Raw genomic sequence first — 21,200 nt, forward strand, 5'->3', positions numbered from 1 at the left:
CATGGCCCGCTGCGGGTCGCGCAAGAACTGGCTCTGCAAGGCATCAATGTCAGTGCGGGCGGTGTGCGTGGCGTGTGGCAACGGCACGACTTGCTCTCCAAACACGACCGCTTGCTGCGCCTTGAGAAAACTCACCGGGAGCAGACCATTGAGCTCAATGACGAGCAGATTCGCCTGCTCGAACGCTTCAGCCCCGAGTTTCGCGAACGCCAGATTGAGGTTCACTACACCGGAGAACTGGTGGCGGTCGACACCTTCTTCGTCGGCGCGCTCAAGGGGGTTGGCAAGGTGTATCTGCAAACCGTGCTGGACTGCTATAGCCGCCACGCCTGGGGACGGCTCTACACCAGCAAGCTGCCGGTGACCTCGGTTCATGTGCTCAATGAAACGGTACTGCCGTTTTTCGAGGCCCACGAGGCACGGGTCTATACCATCCTGTCGGATAACGGACGCGAGTTCTGTGGACGAGCTGACCACCATCCCTACGAGCTGTTCCTGCAACTGGAGGGGATTGAGCACCGGACAACCAAGGTACGCAGGCCGCAGAGCAACGGCTTTATCGAACGGCTGCATCGCACACTGCTGGATGAACACTTCCGTATCAAGGGGAGGACGACCTGGTATGAGTCGGTAGAACAGATGCAGACAGACCTGGATAGCTACCTGGAACACTACAACACCCAGCGGCCACATCAGGGCAGGATGATGGAGGGACAGACGCCTTACAGCATGTTCAAGAAGGGTCTGAAATTGATACCGAAGGAAGTGCGCACTAAAGTAGCGTAAACAAGACACCGGTTTGAGGCCGGTGTCAGGTGATAACTAGATCTGTACACTTTATTTTAGTTGGAACGTAATTGAGAAACTTGTTAGGTGTTTTTTATACCCAACTCTTTTACTCCAATACCCTTAATTTTCTCAATGCAAATATCGATCGCAGCACCTTGTTCATCTAGGTGGTCAAACCAAGATTCTGCGCTTCTTGCATTTGACAGGCCTCTCTCCATCTCTTGGACTGCTTCTAGCACCTCAGATGAAACTAGGAATGATGAGCTCTCAGTAATCTTCCACACAATCTTTCTAGCTTTTCTAAACTCTTTCCATAATTCTTGACTATATTCTTCTGAAAGTTCCCTGTGCTCTAAACCAGCGTCAAAGTGCTCACTTGATGGCCACCTCATGTTATGAAGCGCTTCTACTAATTCTGAATAAGCCTCAGATTTCTTTTCCCACCATCGCTCATTCCTAAAGCGACGCGACGCAAGCCATGCCCCCAAGAAAGCAGCACCTATAGACAATAGTATCTGAATAATCATTTTTAATATTTCCAAATTCACAATGGAACCTTATGAATGTCTAACAGTGATTAGATGGATGGCGGTACTAATTCGATAATCGAACCTTCCGTATAAGTCCATAACGACTTTGTTACCATTTCGGAAAATTTATTTGAAATCATAAGGTCCCAGCTTGGTTCTGAGTCTGCCCGTATTTGCTTGATTTCCTCTTGTGGCTCTATCATTACGGCTGAATAAAAATACAGTCAATAAGAAAATCAGGGCATCACTATGTTTAGCACGGCGTAGCTACCTCGTTGTGCCATGGTGGGAGCTATATCAATTGAGTTTCATTCTTTTTCTAAAACCGAATTTCCACCGATTCTGCACTGCGCTTTGCCTCGCCGTGATAGACCGCTTCGATATTATTGCCGTCCGGATCGAGTACAAAGGCGGCGTAATAGCCGGGGTGATAGACCCGCTCGCCGGGGGCGCCGTTGTCCTGGCCGCCGTGGGCCAGGGCTGCCTGATAGAAGCGATCGACTGTGGCCCTGTCTTGTGCCTGGAAGGCGAGGTGATGGCGACCGGTCAGTGCGCCGAGCGCCGCCGGGCTGTCGATGGATGTGACAAACAGCTCGTCAGCCCAGAAGTAGCCCTCACCCGCACCGCCGATTGGCACATCGAGGGTGGCCAGTATGGCCCTGTAAAAGCGCTCGCTGGCGGCCAGGTCTTTCACCACCAACTGGAGATGGTCGATCAGTCGACCCCGATGCAGTGCTTGCGTTTCCATACATTCACTCCACTCGACATAGTTGAATCAGTGACTTATCCCTTGCCGGTCGCGCCCTTTGGCGACGCTACCGCACTGGATCTCAGCCTCCAGTATGCTGCGCGTTACCTGCGTGAGGGTTGGCATGGCTCATGGGGAGACGCCGACGAGGCGTATGTTGCCAATTGGCTATATTAACGGCCCGCGAGCGAAGGGAAAGGAGGAAATGGCGAATTGCCGGGCAAGATCAACAAATGGACGCCAGCCCGAGAGCCTGGCGCCCGGGCCGGATTGGCGAGAGGGGGCTGGGGATAGGTAAAAGGGGGCGAATGGCCACCTGTTGGTGACCCTCTTGCTGCCTGTACGGAAGTGGTTGCCCGGCCCCTGTCCGGGCGGGGGATCAGTTGCCCGGGAGCTCGTTGCAGACGAGGGGGAGCTGACCGTAGCGCTCCAGCCTGGCGTCGCTCCCCTTGGTAAAGAGGGTGAGGTTTTGCCCCTCGTAGCGGGCGCCGCTGGCGCTGGGGGTCTCATAGGCGAGCACCTGCTGCTGGTTGTCCCCCTCGCTCAGGTTGATCATGGCGGCGGGCCGCTTGGCCTCGTTGTAGAAGTAGGTGGAGAGGGTGACATTGTTGCCGCACTGGTAATCGACCGGCGTCGGCACCCTCAGTTGGCCGCCTTTTATCTGCAACTCGGTGATCCGCAACTGGTAGCTCTCTTCCACGCACTGGCGCAGGTCGCCCGCCTTCCAGCAGTCGTTGCGCCCCTTGATCCAGCCGCGCTGGATGGCGCGCTCGCTCTTCTGCTGCTCGGGGGAGAACCCGGCAATCGCCTTGGGATAAAGGGCTGACAGCTCGTTATCCAGCGCAGCCAGTCCGGCATCCTTGCAAATGAGGGTTTCGGCGGCGCCTTTCGCCTTGGCGCACTCGAAGGACGGGGTGGCCGCCGCGGCCAGCAGAGGGGAAAACAGCAGGGTTCCAAGCAAGATCTTGTTCATCGACAGGGCTCCAACAGGGGGCGTGATGCCCCGTGATCAGAGCACACTTTACACCCGAAGGAGGCAGGAGCACCCCGTGTTTTTGGGTGCCGGGCGGCCCTGCATGGCAATCAGACGCCGGCCAGCGCCAAGGTCTGGCGGCTACGCCACAGCCGCTCGTGGAAGAAGAAGACGACGGTGTTGATGGCAGGTTCGATCAGTGCCATCACGCCGCCGGTGAGCAGCTCACCACTCAGCAGGTAGGCGACACCGAAGGCCACCGAGAAGTGGACCAGGGCGAAGCTGCTGGTCTTGGCCTGCAGGCTGTGCTCAGGCTTGAGCTTGTGCCAGCCAAGGTCGTGGAAGTAGAAGGCGACCGTGTTCACGGCGGGCTCGATGAGGGCGATCAGGCTGGCGGTGAGCAGTTCGCCGGTCAGCAGGTAAGCCACGGTGAAGGCGACACTGAAGTGCAGGATGGCGAAGCTGATGGTCTTTTTCATGGTGGTGTCTCCTCTGGCGATGAAGGCAGTATCACCCAGAATCCCATCAAATGAAAACTATTCTCATCTATCGGCGGAATAGAAAATGCCTATCGACCGGGGGAGGCCCCACCAGATTGGGAGTTGCCCGGGACCGCAACGGCGCTAGAGTGTGCCTTTTGCCATGAAAAAGGAGCTTTCATGACCATCAACTCCAACCTGTTTGTTCTCTTCATGCTGCTGCTGATGATTGTCGTCGGTGTGGTGGCCTGGCGACTGGCCCGGCGCAAGAGCCGCCACCCGGGGCTTGTCACCTTCCTGTGCGTGCTGCTCTGCCTAGTGCCGCCCTTTGCCCTGCTGGCGCTGCTCATTCTGGCGCTGTGGCGGGACATGCCCGCAGGAGCGGATGCCAGGCAAGCCTAGTCCCCTCGGTCGCAGCAATAGAAAAGCCCCTTGCGGGGCTTTGTCATTTTTGCGGTCGGTGAGGACTCAGTCGGCGGCCTTGTTCAGCCACTCCACCCTGTACTGGGCGCCGGCGCCCTGGGCCAGCTTGGCGCACAGGGGCTTGAGGAAGGCTTCTATCTGCTCGTCCAGCATCCAGGGGGGGCTGACGATGAGCATGCCGGAACCGTTCATGCCCCAGTCGGCAGTCTGGCCGGCCACTTCCAGTTCGGCCACCAGCACGTTGCCGAAGTTCTCCCGCTTGATCGCCTTGAGCATGTCGCGGGACTTGTCCGCCTCCTGCCCCAGGATGGGATACCAGAGGGCATAGATACCGGTGGCCCAGCGCTTCTGCGCCTTCTTAAGGGTGTCGACCACGGCGAAGTAGTCTTCCTTCAGCTCATAGGGCGGGTCGATCAGCACCAGGCCGCGGCGCGGGGTGGGGGGCAGCAGGGCCACCAGCCCCTCGAAGCCGTTGCGATGGTGCACGGCGACGCGGGGGTCGTACCCCATGTTGGCGCGAAGGTCCTCCACCTCGTTGTTGTGCAGCTCCATCAGCGCCAGCTTGTCCTGCTCGCGGAGAAGGCGGCGCGACAGCTCGGGGGAACCCGGGTAGTAGTGCAGCTGACCATCGCTATTCATCTCCTCGATGACGCCCAGATAGGGGGCCATGGCGGACCACTGGGCCCGCTCGTCCCACAGCCGACCTATGCCGTCGGCGTATTCCGCCTTCTTCTGGGACCAGTCGCCGCGCAGGTCGTAGAGACCGCCACCGGCATGGGTGTCCAGCACGATGAAGGGTTTCTCCTTCTTCTTGAGGGACTCGATGATCAGGGCCTGGACGGCGTGTTTCAGCACGTCGGCGTGGTTGCCGGCGTGAAAGGCGTGGCGGTAGCTCAGCATATGAGATCTCTGAGGGGGCCCTGCTGGGCTCCCAGTAACGATAGATAGTTCGACAGGTTGTGGCTGTCGCCGCGAAATAGGGTGAGGGCGCGCAGGGTCTGCAGCAGGACCCCCTGTTGCAGCCGCTCCAGCTCCAGTTCGTGGGCCAGCATGGTCTGGTACTCGTCGTCGGCCAGCCTGGCCTTGGCCTGCTGGCGCAGGGTGCGCCAGGGGATCAGCACCGCCTCGGTCTGCACCAGGGCCGGCTGCAAGTCCGTGAGGTCGACCGGGATGCAGAGCAGATCCAGGTGGTGCAGCAGCAGGGCCAGATTGACGTTGCCCCCCAGCGTCTGGACATGGAGCCAGTCCTGACTGCGCTGGCCATAGGCCCCAGTGCTCCACGCCCAGAAGTCGGGCGGGCTGGGCAGCTCGTGGGCCTGCACTCGGGTGCCTTCCATCCGCTGTGTGTCACGCAAAGAAGGCTTGCTCCATGGCTTCCAGCTCCTCGGAGAGACTCATCCACTCCAGCTCGACGTTTTCCAGCTCCTCCTTGAGGGGGCCCTGGGACTTGAGCAGCTCGGAGAGTTTGCCCTTGGCGCCCTCCTCGTAGATGGCCGGGTCGGCCAACTGCTGCTCGATGTCGGCTAGCCTGCCCTGCAGCTTCTCCATGGCGGCCTCGAGCTTCTCCAGCTTCTGGCGAAGCGGCCGGGTCTGCTGGCGGAACTGGGCCTCGAGGCGCTTCTGATCCTTGCGCGCCACCGCCGAGTTGGCGGAGACGGGGCCGTCCAACGGCTTGGCGTTCGCCTCCTTCTCCTGCTCGCCGAGCCACTTGTGGTAGTCGTCGAGATCCCCGTCGAACGGCTCGACCCGGCCACCGTGGACCAGGTAGAAGTCGTCGGTGGTGGTGCGCAGCAGGTGCCTGTCGTGAGAGACCACCACCATGGCCCCTTCGAACCCTTGCAGCGCCATGGTCAGGGCGTGGCGCATCTCCAGATCCAGGTGGTTGGTCGGTTCATCCAGCAGCAGCAGGTTCGGCTTCTGCCAGGTGATGAGGGCCAGCACCAGGCGCGCCTTCTCGCCGCCGGAGAAGGGGGCCACCTTGTCGAGCACCTTGTCGCCGTGAAAGCCGAAGCTGCCGAGGTAGTTGCGAAGCTCCTGCTCCGTCTTGTCCGGGGCGAGGCGCACCAGGTGATCGAGCGGGGAGTCGTTCAGGCGCAGGGTCTCGAGCTGGTGCTGGGCGAAGTAACCGATGCTGACCCCGGCGCTCACCTCCAGCTTGCCCGACAGCGGCGGATTGCTGCCCGCCAGCATCTTGATAAAGGTGGACTTGCCGGCGCCGTTGCGCCCCAGCAGGCCGATGCGGGACCCCGGCACCAGGTTCAGCTTGATCTTCTCCAGGATTACCTTGTCGCCGTAACCGGCGCTGAGGTTCTCCATGGCGATGAGCGGGGTCGGCAGGGCCGAGGGCTCGCGAAACTCGAAGCTGAACTCGGAATCGGCGTGGGCGGGCAGGATCTTCTCCATCCGCTCCATGGCCTTGAGGCGGCTCTGGGCCTGCCGGGCCTTGGAGGCCTTGTAGCGGAAGCGGTCCACATAGGATTGCATGTGGGCCATCTCCCGCTGCTGCTTCTCATACATGGACTGCTGCTGGGCGAGCTGTTCGGCGCGCTGCAGCTCGAAGTCGGAGTAGCCGCCGCTGTATTCGTTGAGCTTGCCGTTCTCGATGTGGATGATGCGGTTCACCACGGAGTCGAGGAAGTCGCGGTCGTGGGAGATCAGCACCAGCGTGCCCTGGTAGCTCTTGAGCCACTTCTCCAGCCAGATGACGGCGTCCAGATCCAGGTGGTTGGTCGGTTCATCCAGCAGCAGCAGATCGGAGCGACACAGCAGCGCCTGGGCCAGGTTCAGGCGCATGCGCCAGCCGCCGGAGAAACTTCTCACCGGCGAGTCGAGCTGATCGCCGCCAAAGCCCAGGCCGTGCAGCAGCTCGGCTGCGCGCGCGCGAATGCTGTAGGCGCCTATGGTGTCGAGCCTGCCGTGCAGCTCGGCCACCAGCAGACCGTTGTCATCCTGCTCGGCTTTGGCCAGTTCGGCCTCCAGGGCGCGGAACTCCTTGTCGCCGTCGATCACGTACTCCAGGGCGGAGCACTCCAGCGCCGGGGTCTCCTGGGCGACGCCTGCGATCTGCCAGCCGGCGGGCAGGCTGAAGCTGCCGTTGTCGATGGCCAGCTCGCCCCGCACCAGTGCAAAGAAGGTGGACTTGCCACAGCCGTTCTTGCCCACCAGACCCACCTTGTGGCCGGGATGTATGGTGGCGGACGCGTTGTCCAGCAGCGTGCGGCCGCCGCGGATCAGTTCGATTTGACTGGCAACTATCATGGATGGGTCTGCTTGGCTCGAGTGAAGGAGGAAAACTGGCGCGGATCTTACGTGAAATGACACAAATTTGCACTTGAGGGCGGGAGGGATGGCTGAGGCAGGAAAAACGTGTCATAACAGAGACATCTGGTGGCAGGAGGCTGACCATGCTGATTAAAGAGATCATGACGACCCGGGTGGCGACCGTTTCCATGGACGACAGGCTGAGCGTCATCAAGGAGATCTTCGAGCAGGCCCACTTTCGCCACCTGCTGGTGGTGGAGGATGAGGTGCTGGTGGGGGTCATCTCGGACCGGGATCTGCTGCGCGCCATCAGCCCCTATCTCGACACGGATGCCGAGATGAACCGGGACACCGAGACTCTCAACCGGCGGGCCCACCAGATCATGAGCCGCCACCCCATCACCATCTCCCCCGAGCTATCCCTGCAAGACGCCGCCGCCATCATGCTGCAGCAGCACGTCTCCTGCCTGCCGGTGCTGGAGAACGGCGCCCTGGTCGGCATAGTGAGCTGGAAGGATCTGTTGAAGGTCATGCGCGGCTGGCAACCCGCCTGAACGAGTCCGAACAAACCGTACACGCCCCTTGGCAGGTCCATCCGCCCTCTTTATCGACTGTTCAAGCTGTCATCGAAATAAATGACAGCTTTTTTGTTTGTACATCCTCATTCAGCTAGTTTTAAGTTCTGCTGATTATTGTTGTCACGACGCCTGGCGTCGTGGGCAAACGGTTCATGCCATGTTTTTGGAATTAATCGTTCCCCGCTTCAGTTCCCATCAAGGTTTCCGGATCTACTTTAGGCCATCGGAACATAGACCCGATCATAAACGACCGAGCACAGGTCTGACAGAGAGTGTTTACACCAGAGGAACGAACAATGAAAAAGACAGCATTGACGATGGCCATCTCCAGCCTGCTGCTGGCCGGTGGTGCACAGGCTTCTACCGTATACAACCAGGACGGTACCAAGCTTGATATCGGTGGTCGTGTTCAAGGCATGTATTACGGTAGCGACAACGACGACGAGAGCGGCGACCAGAGCTACCTGCGTCTGAACATCGCTGGCGAGACCCGCATCAACAACGAAACCGTCGCCAACGGTTTTGTGCAGTACAACGTACCGACCAACAGCTCCGACAATGAGCTGCGTTATGCCTATGTTGGCATCAAGAACGATCGCTTCGGTGCCTTCAGCTACGGTCGTCAGGACGGCCTGATTGCCAAGGCGGTCAACGACTACACCGACGTCCTGCCGGAGTGGGGCGGTGATGGCCTGGGCAAGGGGACCGAAGTCTTCGGTACCGGCCGTACCAACGGTCTGGCCCAGTACATCTACACCTTCGACGGTCTGGTGCTGGGTGCCCAGTTCACCGGCGAGAATGAAGCGCAGAACGAGAGCGATTCCAGCTGGACCCGGGGCTCCGAAGAGGGTTACGCCCTGTCCGCCAACTACAACTTCGACATGGGCATCAGCCTGGGTCTGGCCTATAACCAGGCTGGCAAGACGGCCGATCAGGCTGCCAACACCAACTTCGGTGGCAGCGAAGACGCCAAGCTGACCGCCGTCGGCATCAAGTACAACGCCAACAACCTGTACGCCGCCGCGACCTATGCCTACGGTGAAAACCACGTCTATGTGAACCAGGCCGGCAACGACGGCTATGCCTCCGAGAGCAACGGCTACGAAGCCGTGGTGCAGTACACCTGGGGTCAGTGGAAGCCGTCCCTGGCGTATAACCGTCTGGACGTGAAAGATTCCGACCAGAACCTGGATGACACCCTGACCGAGTACGTCTCCATCGGTGCCTGGTACAACATCAACGAGAACTTCGACATCTACGTTGACTACAAGGCCAACCTGCTGAGCAGCGAAGGGTCCGACGGTTACAACAAGTTTGGCCAGAACACCGACGACGTCGTTGGCGTGGCCATGCAGTACCACTTCTAAGTCATTCCCTGACAGCCTGCTGTATATTGTTGACCGGCCGCATTGCGGCCGGTTTTTTTATGGGTTTTATTGGGCGCAAGGGGTCGCGGGGCGGATCCGGGGTTCAGCATTCTCCCTTGCTGGTCGATACCCTTGTGGTAGGGCGCAGGGCCGCCGTATGGTCCTGTGACGGAGGCGGCGATGGGGCGAGGATCACGCCCCGTGGTCAAGAGCCTATCTTTCCTCGACCCTTTTCATTATTTCTATAGGGACTCGCGTCGCCCAGGCAGGGGAGGGCGAGTCTGGTTGGCATCTTGCAACCCCTTGGGGGCGGCACTCGGGAAACGGACGTAAGGGCTTTATATGGCGAGCATATTGGATTCAGTGGATCAACGTACCCAGCTGGTGGGGGAGAATCGCCTGGAGCTGTTGATGTTCCGTTTGGGGGGCCAGCAACTCTTTGCGATCAACGTCTTCAAGGTGCGGGAGGTGGTCAAGCTGCCCCACCTCAACAAGATGCCGGGTGCCCATCACAACATCAGCGGCGTGGCGAACATCCGCGGCGTCTCCATCCCCGTCATCAACCTGCGCGGGGCCATCGGCATGCGCCCCATGGCCATCGACCATGAGTCCAACCTCATCATCACCGAGTACAACCGCACCATTCAGGGGTTCCTGGTGGGACAGGTCGCGCACATCGTCAACATGACCTGGAAGGACATACTGCCGCCCCCCCGTTCGGCGGGCCGCTCCAACTACCTGACCGCCATCACCCGCGTCCCGGAGGGAGGCGTCGACCAGATCGTCGAGATCATCGACGTGGAGAAGGTGCTGGCCGAGATCATCACCTATGACGTGCGCATCTCGGCCGAGGTGCTGGACGAGGAGATCCTGCCCCAGATGCAGGGGCGCAGAGTGCTCATCGTCGACGACTCCAGCACGGCGCGCAACCAGGTGCGCGAGACGCTCGCCCAGCTCGGACTCGAGGTGATCGAGTGCCAGGATGGTCTGCAGGCGCTCAAGCTGCTCAAGGGGTGGTGCGACGGGGGCAGGAAGGTGACCGACGAGATCATGCTGATGATCACGGATGCCGAGATGCCGGAGATGGATGGCTACCGGCTCACCCACGAGGTGCGCAGCGATCCGCGCATGTCCGATCTCTTCATCACCCTCAACACTTCCCTGAGCGGCAACTTCAACGAGGCCATGGTCAAGAAGGTGGGATGCAACCGCTTTATCTCCAAGTTCCAGCCCGATCTGCTGGTGGACGTGGTACAGGAGCGGATGCGGCAGATCCTGGGGCGCTGAGCCTGGGCCCTGATCGGCAACCGACGAGCACTAAGCCCCCGCCCTGGCGGGGGCTTTGCGTTGGGCTACTGGGTCAGCAGGGGCTCGATGAAGCGGGCGACCTTGTCGCGGATCTGGGGCTGGGCCGCCGCCGTCGGGTGAAGCCCATCGTTCATCATGAGTTCAGGGCGCAGCACAATATCATCCAGAAAGAAGGGCATCAGCGGCAGGTCGTTGGCCTGCGCCAGCTCAGGGAAGATCTGCTCGAACTGCTGCAGATAGCGTGCGCCATAGTTGCGGGGCAGCTGGATCTGGGTCAGCACCGTCTTCGCCTGGCTCGCCTTGGCCAGCGCCACCATCTTGGTGAGGTTGGCCCGGGTGATGGCGGGAGAAAACCCGCGCAGGCCGTCGTTGCCGCCGAGTTCGATCAGCACCCAGTCCGGCTTGTGGGTCTCGAGCAGGGCTGGCAGGCGGGCGAGCCCGCCCTGGGTGGTTTCACCGCTGATGCTGGCGTTGATGAGCCTGTGTTCCCCGCCCTGCTGCTGCCATTTTTCATTGAGCAGGGCAGGCCAGCTCTGTTCGGCCTTCATCTGATAGCCGGCGCTCAGGCTGTCGCCCAGCACCAGCAGGGTCTGGGCCTGGACAGAGGCTGCCCAGCACCACAGGCAGCTCACGGCAAACAAGAGACGCATCATGCATTCAACTCCCAAGATCTATTGTCATTACAGGTTCAGGCAAACAGGAAACCCAAGATGAGTTCAACGCCCATTATCACCGTCAGGGGGCTCGGCAAAACCGTTCGCCTCGGCCAGGAAAGTCTCACCATCCTTGAAGGGATCGATCTGCAAGTCAATACCGGCGAGACACTGGCGCTGGTCGGCGCGTCCGGTTCCGGCAAGTCCACCCTGCTAGGCCTGCTGGCCGGCCTCGATCTGCCGAGCAGCGGCGAGATCGAGATCCTCGGTCAGTCCCTGACCCGGCTGGACGAGGAGGGACGCGCCAGACTGCGCGCCGATCAGGTGGGCTTCGTGTTCCAGTCCTTCCTGCTGCTGCCCACCCTGAGCGCCCTGGAGAACGTCATGCTGCCGGCGGAGCTGCGCGGCGAGACCGACAGCGAGCCCCGTGCCCGCGCGCTGCTTGCCCAGGTCGGGCTGGCCGAGCGGCTGCACCACCTGCCGCCACGCCTCTCCGGCGGGGAGCAGCAGCGGGTCGCCATCGCCAGGGCCTTCATGACCCGCCCCAGCCTGCTGTTGGCGGACGAGCCCACCGGCAACCTCGACAGCAAGACGGGGGAGACGGTGATCGAGCTGCTGTTTCGCCTGAACCGCGAGCACAACACCACCCTGGTGGTGGTGACCCATGACCATGAGCTGGCAAAGCGCTGCCAGCGGCAACTGGTGATGGCGGCAGGGCGGCTGCAGTCGGACTCCGGCGCCGTGGTGGCCGCCCGGGTCGGGGAGTTGTCATGAGTCAGTGGCGACTGGGATTGAAATTGCTGCGCCGGGAGGGGTTCAGCGGCGAGCTGCCACCCCGGCTTGTGCTGGCGTCGGCGGTGAGGGGGGAGTCATGAGTCAGTGGCGACTGGGATTGACATTGCTGCGCCGGGAAGGGTTCAGTGGCGAGCTGCCACCCCGGCTTGTGGTGGCGTCGGCGGTGAGGGGGGAGTCATGAGTCACTGGCGACTGGGATTGACATTGCTGCGTCGGGCAGGGGTCAGTGGCGAGCTGTCACCCCGGCTTGTGCTGGCGTCGGCGGTGAGGGGGGAGTCATGAGTCAGTGGCGACTGGGATTGACATTGCTGCGCCGGGAGGGGTTCAGCGGCGAGCTGCGCTGGTTTGTGCTGGCGCTGGCGCTGAGCGTGGCCTGCGTGCTGAGCGTGGCCCTGGTGGCGGACCGGCTGGATGCGGGGCTCAAGGCGTCGGGACGCGACTTCATCGGGGCGGATCGGGTGCTGCGCTCCGCCACACCGGCGCCTGCCGACTGGCTGGCGCGGGCGAGTCAGGAGGGATTGGCCGTGCAGACCACGGTCAGCTTCAACAGCATGCTGTTTCACGGCGACGGCCTGCAACTGGCCTCCATCCGCGCCGTGCCGGGGGACTTCCCCTTCTACGGCAAGCTGGAGCTTAATCCCCAGCGCGCCCCTGTCCCCGGCGAGATCTGGCTCTCCGCCCGGGTGATGCTGCTGCTCGGCGCCAAGGTGGGGGACGAGCTGGAGGTCGGCAACACCCGGCTGAGGGTGGCCGGCGAGCTGGGCCAGGAGCCGGATCAGGGCTTCAGCCCCTTCCAGATGGCGCCGCGGGCCCTGATCCACAGCGCCGATGTGGAGGCGACCGGCGCCCTCCTGCCGGGCAGCCGTCAGCAGTGGCGCTACCTCATCAAGGGCTCCCGGGAGGGGATCGCCCGCTATGAGGCCTGGCTCGGCCCCAAACTGACCGCCGGGCAGAAGCTGATCAAGCCGGACGACGAGGGCTCCCAGGTCGGCAAGCCCCTGGCCAATGCCGAGCGCTTCTTCCGCCTGGCGTCCCTCGCCGGCGTGCTGCTGGGGGCGCTGGCCATGGGCATAGCGGTGCGCCATTTCGCCGATCGCCAGACCAACATGGTGGCGCTGCTCAAGACGCTCGGCGCGTCGCGGCGCACCCTCTGGCAGCTGATGGGCACCCTGCTGTTCTCCCTCACCCTGGCGGGGGCGGTCATGGGCCTGGTGGCGGGGAGCGCCATGCAGTGGCTGACGCTGCAACTGCTGGGGGACCTGCTGCCGGCGGATCTGCCGCCTCCCTCCTGGCGGCCGTTCGCCCTGGGGATCGCGGTCGCCTTCTTCATCACCCTGTTGCTGGCGTTCGTGCCCTTCCTTCGCCTGCTCAAGGTGCCGCCGCTGCGGGTGCTGCGCCGTGAGCTGGAGGCCGGGATCCCTCCCTGGCTGACGGTGCCGGTGGGCCTGATCGGCCTGTTCGCGCTGGTGTGGGGTTTCACCGCGGACGTCCGGCTGGCGCTCGGCCTCATCGGCGGCATGGGGGTGTTGATGCTGCTGCTGGCGCTGCTCGCCTCCGGGCTGCTGCGCCTCGGCAGCCGGCTCAAGGGGCCTCATGCCTTGCGGCTCGCCATCAGCCACCTCTCTCGGGAGCGTGGCAGCGGCCTGTTCCAGCTGGCAGGCTTCGCCCTGGCGCTGATGCTGTTCGGGCTGCTGTGGGCGGCGCGGGTCGATCTGCTCGAAGACTTCTCCGCCCGCCTGCCCGCCGATGCCCCGAACCGCTTCTTGGTCAACGTGGCCGATGAGGAGCGCGACGGCATTCTGGCCGACCTGCAGCGGGCCGGCGCCATCACCTCGGACTTCTATCCCATGGTGCGCGGACGCCTGACCAAGATAGCGGGGGAGGCCGTGGGGGAGGATGCGGCGCGGGAGGGGGTGGACAGGGAGCTCAACTTCACCACCACCACCACCCTGCCCCCCGACAACAAGGTGACGTCCGGCCAATGGCTCGCCGGCAAGGGGGAGGTCTCCGTCGACGAGGCGCTGGCGGAGCGGCTCGGCATCGCGCTGGGGGATGTGCTCGGCTTCACCATAGAGGGGCGGGCGTTCGAGGCCAGGGTGACCAGCCTGAGATCCATCAAGTGGGACAACATGAGGCCCAACTTCTACATGATCTTCTCGCCGGACGTGCTGGCCCCCTTCTCCCAGACCTGGCTCGGCAGCTACCGCCTGCCCGCCCGGCTGGCCGAGCAGGGACGCCGCGCCGAGGTGGAGATCATCCGCCACCACCCCACGGTGAGCCTCATCGACGTGGAGGATCTGATCGCCAGGCTGACCCTGGTGTCCGATCAGGTGAGCCGGGCCCTGGGGCTGATGCTGGGGCTGGTGACGGTGGCCGCCCTGCTGGTGCTGCTGACCCAGACCCAGGCCAGCATGGCCCATCGGCGCCGGGAGCTGCTCTTGATGCGCACCCTGGGGGCGGGCAGCGCCCTGCTCGAGAAGATGCTGCGCTGGGAGCTGGTGGCGAGCGGCGCCCTGGCGGGGCTCTGCGCCGCCATGGTGGTGGAGCTCTGCTCCTTCGGCCTGCAGTGGTGGTGGCAGGATGCCCAGTGGCAGTTCCACTGGGCCATCTGGGCCGGACTCCCCCTGCTGGGAGCCCTGCTGGTGACCCTGGCCGGGCAGGGCATGCGCCGCCAGCTGCTGGCGGGCACCCTGAGCGACAGACTCAGGGGGCTGGGGCAGGGGCTGCTCTGAGGCAGACGACAATCCCGACTTCGGTCGGGATTTTTCATGGGGTCAGCGCGGGGAGCGCAGCAGGTCGGCCAGGGCCTCGGGCAGGGCCGGATAGGTGAAGTGAAAGCCTGCCTGCTGCAAACGGACGGGGAGCACCTGCTGGCCGGTGAGCAGCAGATCCGCCGCCTCTCCCATCAGGAGGCGCAAGAGGGGCGCTGGCACGAAGAAGAGGTGCGGGCGATGGAGCGTGGCGGCCAGGGTCTGGCTGAACGCGCGATTGCTGACGGGCTGCGGGGCCGTGCCGTTGAAGATGCCGTCGCACTCGTCGTGCTCGATGAGGAACAGCATGGCGCGTACCAGATCCTGCACGTGGATCCAGCTCATCATCTGGGTGCCGCTGCCCATGGGGCCGCCGAGGCCGAGCCGATAGGGGGGCAGCATTCTGGGCAGGGCCCCTCCCTCCATGCCGAGCACCAGGCCGATGCGCACTATGCAGACCCGGGTCTGGGGTGTGCGGGCCTGCAGGGCCAGCTGCTCCCACTGCTGGCAGAGGCGGTGGGTGAACTCGTCGTGGGGCGTCTGGCACGTTTCATCCAGCGGGGCATCCCCCTGGCGACCATACCAGCCGATGGCGGAGGCATTGAGCAGCAGCCTGGGGGGCGTACCGGAGAGCTTGATGAGATCCACCAGCTGTTCGGTCAGCAGCCAGCGGCTGTTGCACAGCAACTGCTTGCGGGATTCGCTCCAGCGCCCGGCGGCGATGGGCTCGCCGGCCAGATTGATGACGATGTCCACGTCGTTGAGATGATCCAGCCTGTCCAGGCTGTCGAGCAGGGTGACGTCGTGACCGAGCAGATCATAGGCCCGGCTGCCCTGGCGGGTCAGGACCACCACCTCGTGTGCCACCTTGAGGTGCGCCACCAGGCGGCGACCGATAAACCCCGTGCCTCCCGTGATCAGTATCTTCATGTGCTGCCTCCCCCGACCCTGTTGGCTCTACTCTAGAGGCTGGGAGCTGGATGGACAAGGTCCTGTTTTTATAAGCATTATAATTTCCGCTGGCCAGGGGGCGCGGGGCTGGCCCCACGGCCACCTGTCGGCGATGATCCGGGCCGGCTCGGCATCCCGAGTCTCCTTCGTGCTTGCCAAGCGAGCACCAGCGGGTACACTTGTGCGCTTTTTCGCCATGACCATGAGGGCTCTTATGCCATTTCGTCGTTTAAGGGTGCGTCAATTCTATATCAGGCTGCTGTGCGCCTTGCTGGCCGGCCTGCTGCCCATGGTGCTGGGGCTGGCCATCGTCACCTGGCAGACCGCCAACGGCGTGAGACAGGATGCGGTGGAGCGGCTGGAGCATGCCAGAGTCATGTTCGACCGCACCCTGGACAACGCCGGGCAGGCGGCGTCGGCCCTTGCCGGCAGCCTGGACAAGCCCTGTCTCGAGGTGGTGCAGGGGCTGCGGGATCAGGTGGCCACGGTGCCGGACGTGCGAAGCGTCAACCTGGCCAGGGGCGATACCATCTACTGCTCCTCCCTCTATGGCCCGGTCAGCGGCAAGTTCTCGCGGGACGACTATGTGGGCGGCAGGCTCGATCTGATGAAGGGCAACCCGGTCACGCCCAATCGCCCTCTCATCGTCTACCGGGAGGCGGCGGGGGAGTTCAGCGTGCTGGTGGGGGTCGACGGCTACTACCTGCTCAACATACTGGACATGCTGAGCCGCAACTCGCCCCTCGGGCTGGTGGTGGGTCAGCAGATGCTGCTGCGGGACAGCCGGCTCACCGACCGGCTCATTCCCGAGGAGAGCCAGGGTTACCTCGAGCAGGCCTCGACCAGATATCCGTTCAAGGTGGTGACCAGGGTGTCGCTCAACGAGTACGGCGCCCACATCTGGGACTACTCCAAGGTCGGCGTCATCTTCTATCCCCTGCTGGGGCTGCTGCTCGGGGTGGGGGTCTTCTGGCTGACGGGGCGCCCGACCTCGCCGGTTCAGGAGCTGAAGCGGGCGCTGGATCAGCAGGAGTTCATCCCCTACCTGCAACCCGTGGTGACCGGGGACGATGCCCACTGGAGCGGCTGCGAGGTGCTGATGCGCTGGCAGCATCCCCGTCAGGGCATGATCTCGCCGGATCGCTTCATCCCCATGGCGGAGGAGTGCGGCCTCATCGTGCCCATGACCCGCTCCCTGATGATGCAGGTGCGCGAGGCCTTTGCGCCCCTGGTGGAGACGCTGCCAAGGGGGTTTCACTTCGGGTTCAACATCAGCGCGAGCCACTGCAAGGATCTGAGCCTGGTGGAGGATTGCCGGGACTTCATCAACGCCTTCAGGGCCAACCCGATCAAGCTGGTGCTGGAGCTGACCGAGCGGGAGCTCATCGTCGCGGACGAGACCACGGACCAGCTGTTTGCCGAACTGCACGCCCTCGGCGTCTTCATCGCCATCGACGACTTTGGCACAGGCCACTCCAGCCTCACCTATCTGCAGACCTTCCAGGTCGACTTCCTCAAGATCGATCAGAGCTTCGTCGGCATGATAGGGTCGGACGCCCTCTCCAGCCACATCGTCGAGAACGTCATCGATCTCGCGACCCGGCTCGGGCTGCAACTGGTGGCGGAAGGGGTGGAGAACCAGGTGCAGGCCGACTACCTGCGGGCGCGCCAGGTGACCTTCCTGCAGGGCTATCTCTTCGGCAGGCCCATGCCCATGAAGCACTTTGCCGGCCTGCTGGCGAAGGGCGGGTCCTGAGGCCGAACGGGGGACGAAAAAAAACCAGCGACCGGGTCGCTGGTTTTTTTATGGCCGGTCGGCTCAGAGCATGCGGGCCAGGGCGCGGCACAGCCGCTGGATGCCCTCTTCCGTGGTCGCTTCGTCCACGCAGGAGAAGCTCAGACGCAGGGTGTTCTGGATCTCGGGGCGCACGTAGAAGGGGGCGCCGGGCACGAAGGCCACCTTCTCCTTGATCGCCTCGTCGAACAGGGCCATGGCGCTGACGCTGGATGGCAGGGTCAGCCAGAGGAACATGCCCCCCTCGGGGCGGGTGTAGCTGACGCCGGGCGGGCAGTGACGGGCCAGGGCGGCCTCCATGGCGGCACGCTGGCGGCCGTAGACCTCCTTGATCTTCTCCAGATGGGCATCCAGCGAGTTGTCGGTCAGGAAGCGGTGCAGCACCTGCTGGCTGAAGGCGTTGCTGTGCAGGTCGGTGGCCTGCTTGGCAATGGTGACCTTCTTGCGCAGCCAGTCCGGCACCAGCATCCAGCCCAGGCGGAACGCGGGCACCACCGTCTTGGAGAAGGAGCCGAGCAGCACTGTATTGTGGGGGGCCAGCTTGGCGACGGGGGGCAGGTGCTCCCCTTCGAAGCGCAGCTCGCCATAGGGGTCGTCTTCCACCATCAGCAGCTCGTGGCGCACCAGGCGCTGTGCCAGCGCCTCGCGGTTGGCACGGCTGTAGGAGACGCCGCTCGGGTTCTGGAAGTTCGGAACCCCGTACAGCAGCTTGGCATTGGACCCCTGCTCCAGCAGCGCATCCAGCGCGGCCAGATCCAGTCCCTCCTCTCCCAGGGTGATGGGCTTGAAGGTCGGCTGGTAGACGGAGAACGCCTGGATGGCGCCCAGGTAGCCCGGCTCCTCGATGATGAGATCCTGCCCCTCGTCGATCAGCACCTTGCCCAGCAGATCCAGCGCCTGCTGGGAGCCGCTGGTGATCAGGATGTTGTCAGGATTGACGGCCATGCCGTGGCGACTCAGGTAGCGGTCGGCGATGAACTGGCGCAGCGGGGCGAAGCCCTCGGTGGTGGCGTATTGCAGCGCGGCGGCTCCCTGCTCGCGCAGCACGTCCTGGCACGCTTGCTCGATGGCCTTGACCGGGAACAGATGGGGGTTGGGCAGGCCGCCGGCGAAGGAGATGATCTCCGGATTGGCGGCGACTTTGAGGATTTCACGGATAAAGGAAGGCTCGACCTTCTCGAAGCGCTGGGCAAAAAACGGCTGCATAGGGTTCTCTCTGACTAGGTGGCGGTCGCTCCATTCAACCGCCAGGTTATCCGTTTGTATCAGATTTCAGAAATGAGGCAATGGCTGTCACAAAAATCCATAAAAAAGGGCAGGTTTGACACCTGCCCGAATTTTATCGCTTCAACACAGGCCGGGGGCGCAAAAAGCCCTGCCGGAGCGCCCTGGGATCAGAGCCCTGGTTCTTTCAGGAAACGGATCATCAGATCGGTGTTGGCCCCGAGCTGCTGCTCTATGCGGCCCGGGAAGAGCTCCGCCATCCTGTCGAGGCGGTCGTGCTCGGTATGCCAGATCTTGCCCCACTGGGTCTCGCTGTCCCGATCGCAGGCGCTCTTGGTGGCATCGTCGTAGCAGTCCCACAGGGCCGGGTTGGTGCTCTGGGAGTAGCCGTCATAGCCGTCCTCCCCGTTGATGGTGAAGTTGGTGGCCTCCACATAGGCGATGGGCACCCCGAGGCAGGCAAAGGGCGCGTGATCGGACCAGCTGCCGGTCTCCCCCTCCGGGTAGCCGTCGTAGCTGGGGTGGATGGCGAAGGGGGTCGACGTCTGCCTGGAGATGGCCAGCAGGCGGTCGCGCACCTTGGGATCGAAGCTGTAGCGGCTCGGGTCGGCACAGTTGTACTCGGCCACGTCGGAGTGGGCGGAGTGGACGTAGACGATGTCGCCACCGGCGATGGTGTCGTAGTTCACCATGGCCAGCAGCTTGGCGACGGCGGCGCCATCGAGGCTGGCGGCATAGGCCCTGGAGCCGTTGAGGCCGTTCTCCTCGGCCCCGAAGAAGGCGAAGCGCACCGTGTAGGGCAGAGTCTGATCCTTGAGCGCCTCGGCGACCGCCAAGAGGGCCGCGACGCCGGCGCCGTTGTCGGTGGCACCTTCCGAGCCCTTCTTCTCGCCGGTGCTGTCGTAGTGGGCACCGATGAGGATCACCTTGTCACTCTGGCCCTTGAGCTCGGCGACCAGGTTTTGGGAGTGCTTCTCGGTGCCGCTTCGGGTGTAGGTGAAAGGCTGGTTCTGCACCTCGTAACCCCAGCCGGTCAGATGGTCCTGGATCCAGGCGGCGGCCCGGGTCTCGGCCTCGGTGCCCGTGGGTCTGGCGCCTATGCCTTCGGTGCTCGAGCTCAGCTGCACCAGATATTCATGGGCCTGGGTCCCGGGGGCGGGGGGCTGGGAGTCGTTTTCAGAGGGGTTGCACCCGGCCAGCAGGGTCGGGATGGCGAGGGCCAACAGGGTTTTCTTCATACTGCAATCCTTTGTTGTGTATGGTTTATTTTTCCGCGTCAGGATGCGCCTGACGCCCGGCAGATTCTGTGAAGGGGGCGGCATTTGTCAACCTTGCCGGCGGAAGTGGGCAGTTCGAGGGGATTTGTTGCGCGAAACACTTGCACCCCGTGGCTATCTTGGGATAATTCGCTCCCCTGTTTTTGCCGATTGATGCAATAACGAGCGATCCATTTATGTCGCCTCTGCTCCAGAGCGATGAAATAACGAGCAATTTACTATGTCTGTGACCCAAGATGTGTTTAACGAAGACGGCAAGTTCATGCGCAAGATCCGCAGCTTCGTCCGTCGCGAAGGCCGCCTGACCAAGGGGCAGGAGAAGGCCCTGGAAGAGCTCTGGCCGGTCATGGGCATCGATTTTGAGCAAAAGCAGCTCGACCTGGTCGCGCTGTTTGGCCGCGAGGCCCCCGTGGTGCTGGAGATCGGCTTCGGCATGGGCGCCTCCCTGGTGGAGATGGCCAAGCATGCCCCCGAGAAGAACTTCATCGGCATCGAGGTGCACTCCCCGGGCGTGGGCGCCTGCCTCGGCACCGCCCAGGAGGCGGGGGTCACCAACCTGCGCGTCCTCTGCCACGATGCGGTGGAGGTGCTGGAGCACATGATCCCGAACGGTTCCCTCTCCTGCCTGCAGCTCTTCTTCCCCGACCCCTGGCACAAGAGCCGTCACCACAAGCGCCGCATCGTGCAGCCGGCCTTTGCCCAGGCCATTCGCCAGAAGCTCGCCATCGGTGGCGTCTTCCACATGGCCACCGACTGGGAAAACTACGCCGAGCACATGCTGGAGGTGATGAGCGCCGCCGAGGGGTACGAGAACACCTCCGCCAGCGGCAACTGGGTGCCCCGTCCCGACTGGCGCCCGCTGACCAAATTCGAGCAACGTGGCCATCGTCTGGGCCATGGGGTCTGGGATCTGATTTTCAAACGAGTCAACTGAGTCAACGTATCAACTAAGGAGCTATCATGGCCAACCGTAGCCGCCGCCTGCGTAAGAAACTGCGCGTCGACGAATTCCAGGAAATGGGGTTCGACATCAGTTTCAACTTCCCGGTCGGCACCGCCGAAGAGACCATTGATGCCGTGGTCGATGCGCTGATCGACGAGGTGGTGGAGCCTCGCAAGCTGGCCTTCGCCGGCTCGGGTCACCTGGCCTGGGAAGGCATGATCTGCACCCAGCAACTCGGCAAGTGCACCGACGAGGATCGCGCCGCCATCCAGTCCTGGCTGCAAGCCAAGGGGCTGGAAGCCGTGGTGGTCACCGAGCTGTTCGACCTCTGGTATGGCGAGCCGGCCTGATATCGG

At 63.0% G+C, this 21,200-nt stretch carries 21 protein-coding genes; 10 read left to right on the forward strand and 11 right to left on the reverse strand.

The annotated features are described in order from the left end of the window. Positions 1 to 786: IS481-like element ISAs19 family transposase (locus AB5Y72_RS07220; RefSeq protein ID WP_368198773.1), on the forward strand; the 786-nt coding region annotated here is incomplete at its 5' end. 83 nt (positions 787 to 869) lie between these two features. On the opposite strand, the gene AB5Y72_RS07225 is transcribed toward AB5Y72_RS07220, so the two are convergent. The 4 genes from AB5Y72_RS07225 to AB5Y72_RS07240 all read right to left on the reverse strand — a co-directional run bounded on the left by AB5Y72_RS07225 (position 870) and on the right by AB5Y72_RS07240 (position 3,519). Further along, positions 870 to 1,337 (reverse strand): hypothetical protein, encoded by a 468-nt coding sequence (locus tag AB5Y72_RS07225; RefSeq protein WP_368198782.1) that lies wholly within the window; start codon positions 1,335 to 1,337, stop codon positions 870 to 872. Between the two features lie 301 nt (positions 1,338 to 1,638). Beyond that, positions 1,639 to 2,067, reverse strand: a complete 429-nt coding sequence (locus AB5Y72_RS07230; RefSeq protein ID WP_368198783.1) for a VOC family protein — start codon at positions 2,065 to 2,067, stop codon at positions 1,639 to 1,641. Positions 2,068 to 2,446: 379 nt separating this feature from the next. After that, positions 2,447 to 3,040, reverse strand: coding sequence for an MliC family protein (locus AB5Y72_RS07235; RefSeq protein ID WP_368198784.1), 594 nt, complete (start codon positions 3,038 to 3,040; stop codon positions 2,447 to 2,449). A 110-nt stretch (positions 3,041 to 3,150) separates the two neighbouring features. Continuing rightward, positions 3,151 to 3,519, reverse strand: coding sequence for a DUF2061 domain-containing protein (locus AB5Y72_RS07240; RefSeq protein WP_048206987.1), 369 nt, complete (start codon positions 3,517 to 3,519; stop codon positions 3,151 to 3,153). A 180-nt stretch (positions 3,520 to 3,699) separates the two neighbouring features. On the opposite strand from AB5Y72_RS07240, the gene AB5Y72_RS07245 reads away from it, so the two are divergent. Further along, positions 3,700 to 3,921, forward strand: coding sequence for a hypothetical protein (locus AB5Y72_RS07245; protein WP_039040192.1), 222 nt, complete (start codon positions 3,700 to 3,702; stop codon positions 3,919 to 3,921). Between the two features lie 66 nt (positions 3,922 to 3,987). Here the strand turns inward: AB5Y72_RS07245 and AB5Y72_RS07250 are convergent, their stop codons facing one another. From AB5Y72_RS07250 to AB5Y72_RS07260, 3 genes are read right to left on the reverse strand one after another with little or no spacing between them, the layout of a single operon-like run. Beyond that, positions 3,988 to 4,842 carry a 23S rRNA (adenine(2030)-N(6))-methyltransferase RlmJ gene (locus AB5Y72_RS07250; protein ID WP_368198785.1) on the reverse strand — a complete coding sequence of 285 codons (855 nt, stop codon included), beginning with the start codon at positions 4,840 to 4,842 and terminating at the stop codon, positions 3,988 to 3,990. Then, positions 4,836 to 5,297, reverse strand: a complete 462-nt coding sequence (locus AB5Y72_RS07255) for a DUF2390 domain-containing protein (protein ID WP_042073986.1) — start codon at positions 5,295 to 5,297, stop codon at positions 4,836 to 4,838. The genes AB5Y72_RS07250 and AB5Y72_RS07255 overlap by 7 nt, the downstream gene beginning before the upstream one ends. Beyond that, positions 5,290 to 7,200: an ABC transporter ATP-binding protein gene (locus tag AB5Y72_RS07260; RefSeq protein WP_368198786.1), complete on the reverse strand. Its 1,911-nt coding sequence runs from the start codon at positions 7,198 to 7,200 to the stop codon at positions 5,290 to 5,292. Before AB5Y72_RS07260 ends, AB5Y72_RS07255 begins: the two co-directional genes overlap by 8 nt. A 146-nt stretch (positions 7,201 to 7,346) precedes the next feature. On the opposite strand from AB5Y72_RS07260, the gene AB5Y72_RS07265 reads away from it, so the two are divergent. From AB5Y72_RS07265 to AB5Y72_RS07275, 3 genes are all read left to right on the forward strand, one after another. After that, entirely contained in the window at positions 7,347 to 7,757 is a 411-nt protein-coding gene (locus tag AB5Y72_RS07265) for a CBS domain-containing protein (RefSeq protein WP_042073983.1), read from the forward strand. 320 nt (positions 7,758 to 8,077) lie between these two features. Beyond that, positions 8,078 to 9,148, forward strand: a complete 1,071-nt coding sequence (locus AB5Y72_RS07270; RefSeq protein WP_042073981.1) for a porin — start codon at positions 8,078 to 8,080, stop codon at positions 9,146 to 9,148. Positions 9,149 to 9,490: 342 nt separating this feature from the next. Further along, positions 9,491 to 10,435, forward strand: coding sequence for a chemotaxis protein CheV (locus tag AB5Y72_RS07275; protein WP_042073980.1), 945 nt, complete (start codon positions 9,491 to 9,493; stop codon positions 10,433 to 10,435). A gap of 65 nt (positions 10,436 to 10,500) precedes the next feature. Here the strand turns inward: AB5Y72_RS07275 and AB5Y72_RS07280 are convergent, their stop codons facing one another. Next, positions 10,501 to 11,109 (reverse strand): arylesterase, encoded by a 609-nt coding sequence (locus AB5Y72_RS07280; protein WP_042073979.1) that lies wholly within the window; start codon positions 11,107 to 11,109, stop codon positions 10,501 to 10,503. 57 nt (positions 11,110 to 11,166) lie between these two features. Here AB5Y72_RS07280 and AB5Y72_RS07285 point away from each other — a divergent pair, with 57 nt between their 5' ends. Next, the gene (locus tag AB5Y72_RS07285; protein ID WP_219143618.1) at positions 11,167 to 11,883 is read left to right on the forward strand and encodes an ABC transporter ATP-binding protein; all 717 of its coding nucleotides are present in this window, start codon (positions 11,167 to 11,169) and stop codon (positions 11,881 to 11,883) included. Between the two features lie 299 nt (positions 11,884 to 12,182). Then, the gene (locus tag AB5Y72_RS07290; RefSeq protein WP_325782006.1) at positions 12,183 to 14,636 is read left to right on the forward strand and encodes an FtsX-like permease family protein; all 2,454 of its coding nucleotides are present in this window, start codon (positions 12,183 to 12,185) and stop codon (positions 14,634 to 14,636) included. A 42-nt stretch (positions 14,637 to 14,678) separates the two neighbouring features. On the opposite strand, the gene AB5Y72_RS07295 is transcribed toward AB5Y72_RS07290, so the two are convergent. Next, positions 14,679 to 15,584: a TIGR01777 family oxidoreductase gene (locus AB5Y72_RS07295; protein ID WP_042078051.1), complete on the reverse strand. Its 906-nt coding sequence runs from the start codon at positions 15,582 to 15,584 to the stop codon at positions 14,679 to 14,681. A 235-nt stretch (positions 15,585 to 15,819) separates the two neighbouring features. On the opposite strand from AB5Y72_RS07295, the gene AB5Y72_RS07300 reads away from it, so the two are divergent. Next, on the forward strand, positions 15,820 to 17,361 hold the full coding sequence (locus AB5Y72_RS07300) for a cyclic diguanylate phosphodiesterase (protein WP_325782007.1): 1,542 nt from the start codon (positions 15,820 to 15,822) through the stop codon (positions 17,359 to 17,361). 63 nt (positions 17,362 to 17,424) lie between these two features. On the opposite strand, the gene AB5Y72_RS07305 is transcribed toward AB5Y72_RS07300, so the two are convergent. Together AB5Y72_RS07305 and AB5Y72_RS07310 are read right to left on the reverse strand one after the other, a co-directional pair. After that, the gene (locus tag AB5Y72_RS07305) at positions 17,425 to 18,606 is read right to left on the reverse strand and encodes a PLP-dependent aminotransferase family protein (RefSeq protein WP_042078047.1); all 1,182 of its coding nucleotides are present in this window, start codon (positions 18,604 to 18,606) and stop codon (positions 17,425 to 17,427) included. Positions 18,607 to 18,794: 188 nt separating this feature from the next. Next, positions 18,795 to 19,862, reverse strand: coding sequence for a M20/M25/M40 family metallo-hydrolase (locus AB5Y72_RS07310; protein WP_325782008.1), 1,068 nt, complete (start codon positions 19,860 to 19,862; stop codon positions 18,795 to 18,797). Between the two features lie 259 nt (positions 19,863 to 20,121). Between AB5Y72_RS07310 and trmB the strand changes: the two genes are divergently transcribed. Continuing rightward, a complete protein-coding gene (gene trmB / locus AB5Y72_RS07315; RefSeq protein ID WP_042078043.1) occupies positions 20,122 to 20,835 on the forward strand; it encodes a tRNA (guanosine(46)-N7)-methyltransferase TrmB in 714 nt (237 codons plus the stop codon). Between the two features lie 26 nt (positions 20,836 to 20,861). Beyond that, positions 20,862 to 21,194 (forward strand): YggL family protein, encoded by a 333-nt coding sequence (locus tag AB5Y72_RS07320; RefSeq protein ID WP_042078042.1) that lies wholly within the window; start codon positions 20,862 to 20,864, stop codon positions 21,192 to 21,194. The last annotated feature ends 6 nt before the right edge of the window (positions 21,195 to 21,200 follow it).

It is taken from the genome of Aeromonas sp. R7-4 (genome assembly GCF_040908055.1).
GTDB classification, from domain to species: Bacteria; Pseudomonadota; Gammaproteobacteria; order Enterobacterales; family Aeromonadaceae; genus Aeromonas; species Aeromonas sanarellii.

Excerpts from the sequence above, each read along its gene's own strand:
- AB5Y72_RS07230 (WP_368198783.1), bottom strand. The coding sequence starts at position 2,067 with ATGGAAACGCAAGCACTGCATCGGGGTCGACTGATCGACCATCTCCAG.
- AB5Y72_RS07235 (WP_368198784.1), bottom strand. The coding sequence starts at position 3,040 with ATGAACAAGATCTTGCTTGGAACCCTGCTGTTTTCCCCTCTGCTGGCC.
- AB5Y72_RS07240 (WP_048206987.1), bottom strand. The coding sequence starts at position 3,519 with ATGAAAAAGACCATCAGCTTCGCCATCCTGCACTTCAGTGTCGCCTTC.
- AB5Y72_RS07245 (WP_039040192.1), top strand. The coding sequence starts at position 3,700 with ATGACCATCAACTCCAACCTGTTTGTTCTCTTCATGCTGCTGCTGATG.
- AB5Y72_RS07250 (WP_368198785.1), bottom strand. The coding sequence starts at position 4,842 with ATGCTGAGCTACCGCCACGCCTTTCACGCCGGCAACCACGCCGACGTG.
- AB5Y72_RS07260 (WP_368198786.1), bottom strand. The coding sequence starts at position 7,200 with ATGATAGTTGCCAGTCAAATCGAACTGATCCGCGGCGGCCGCACGCTG.
- AB5Y72_RS07265 (WP_042073983.1), top strand. The coding sequence starts at position 7,347 with ATGCTGATTAAAGAGATCATGACGACCCGGGTGGCGACCGTTTCCATG.
- AB5Y72_RS07270 (WP_042073981.1), top strand. The coding sequence starts at position 8,078 with ATGAAAAAGACAGCATTGACGATGGCCATCTCCAGCCTGCTGCTGGCC.
- AB5Y72_RS07275 (WP_042073980.1), top strand. The coding sequence starts at position 9,491 with ATGGCGAGCATATTGGATTCAGTGGATCAACGTACCCAGCTGGTGGGG.
- AB5Y72_RS07280 (WP_042073979.1), bottom strand. The coding sequence starts at position 11,109 with ATGATGCGTCTCTTGTTTGCCGTGAGCTGCCTGTGGTGCTGGGCAGCC.
- AB5Y72_RS07285 (WP_219143618.1), top strand. The coding sequence starts at position 11,167 with ATGAGTTCAACGCCCATTATCACCGTCAGGGGGCTCGGCAAAACCGTT.
- AB5Y72_RS07290 (WP_325782006.1), top strand. The coding sequence starts at position 12,183 with ATGAGTCAGTGGCGACTGGGATTGACATTGCTGCGCCGGGAGGGGTTC.
- AB5Y72_RS07295 (WP_042078051.1), bottom strand. The coding sequence starts at position 15,584 with ATGAAGATACTGATCACGGGAGGCACGGGGTTTATCGGTCGCCGCCTG.
- AB5Y72_RS07300 (WP_325782007.1), top strand. The coding sequence starts at position 15,820 with ATGCCATTTCGTCGTTTAAGGGTGCGTCAATTCTATATCAGGCTGCTG.
- AB5Y72_RS07305 (WP_042078047.1), bottom strand. The coding sequence starts at position 18,606 with ATGCAGCCGTTTTTTGCCCAGCGCTTCGAGAAGGTCGAGCCTTCCTTT.
- AB5Y72_RS07310 (WP_325782008.1), bottom strand. The coding sequence starts at position 19,862 with ATGAAGAAAACCCTGTTGGCCCTCGCCATCCCGACCCTGCTGGCCGGG.
- trmB (WP_042078043.1), top strand. The coding sequence starts at position 20,122 with ATGTCTGTGACCCAAGATGTGTTTAACGAAGACGGCAAGTTCATGCGC.
- AB5Y72_RS07320 (WP_042078042.1), top strand. The coding sequence starts at position 20,862 with ATGGCCAACCGTAGCCGCCGCCTGCGTAAGAAACTGCGCGTCGACGAA.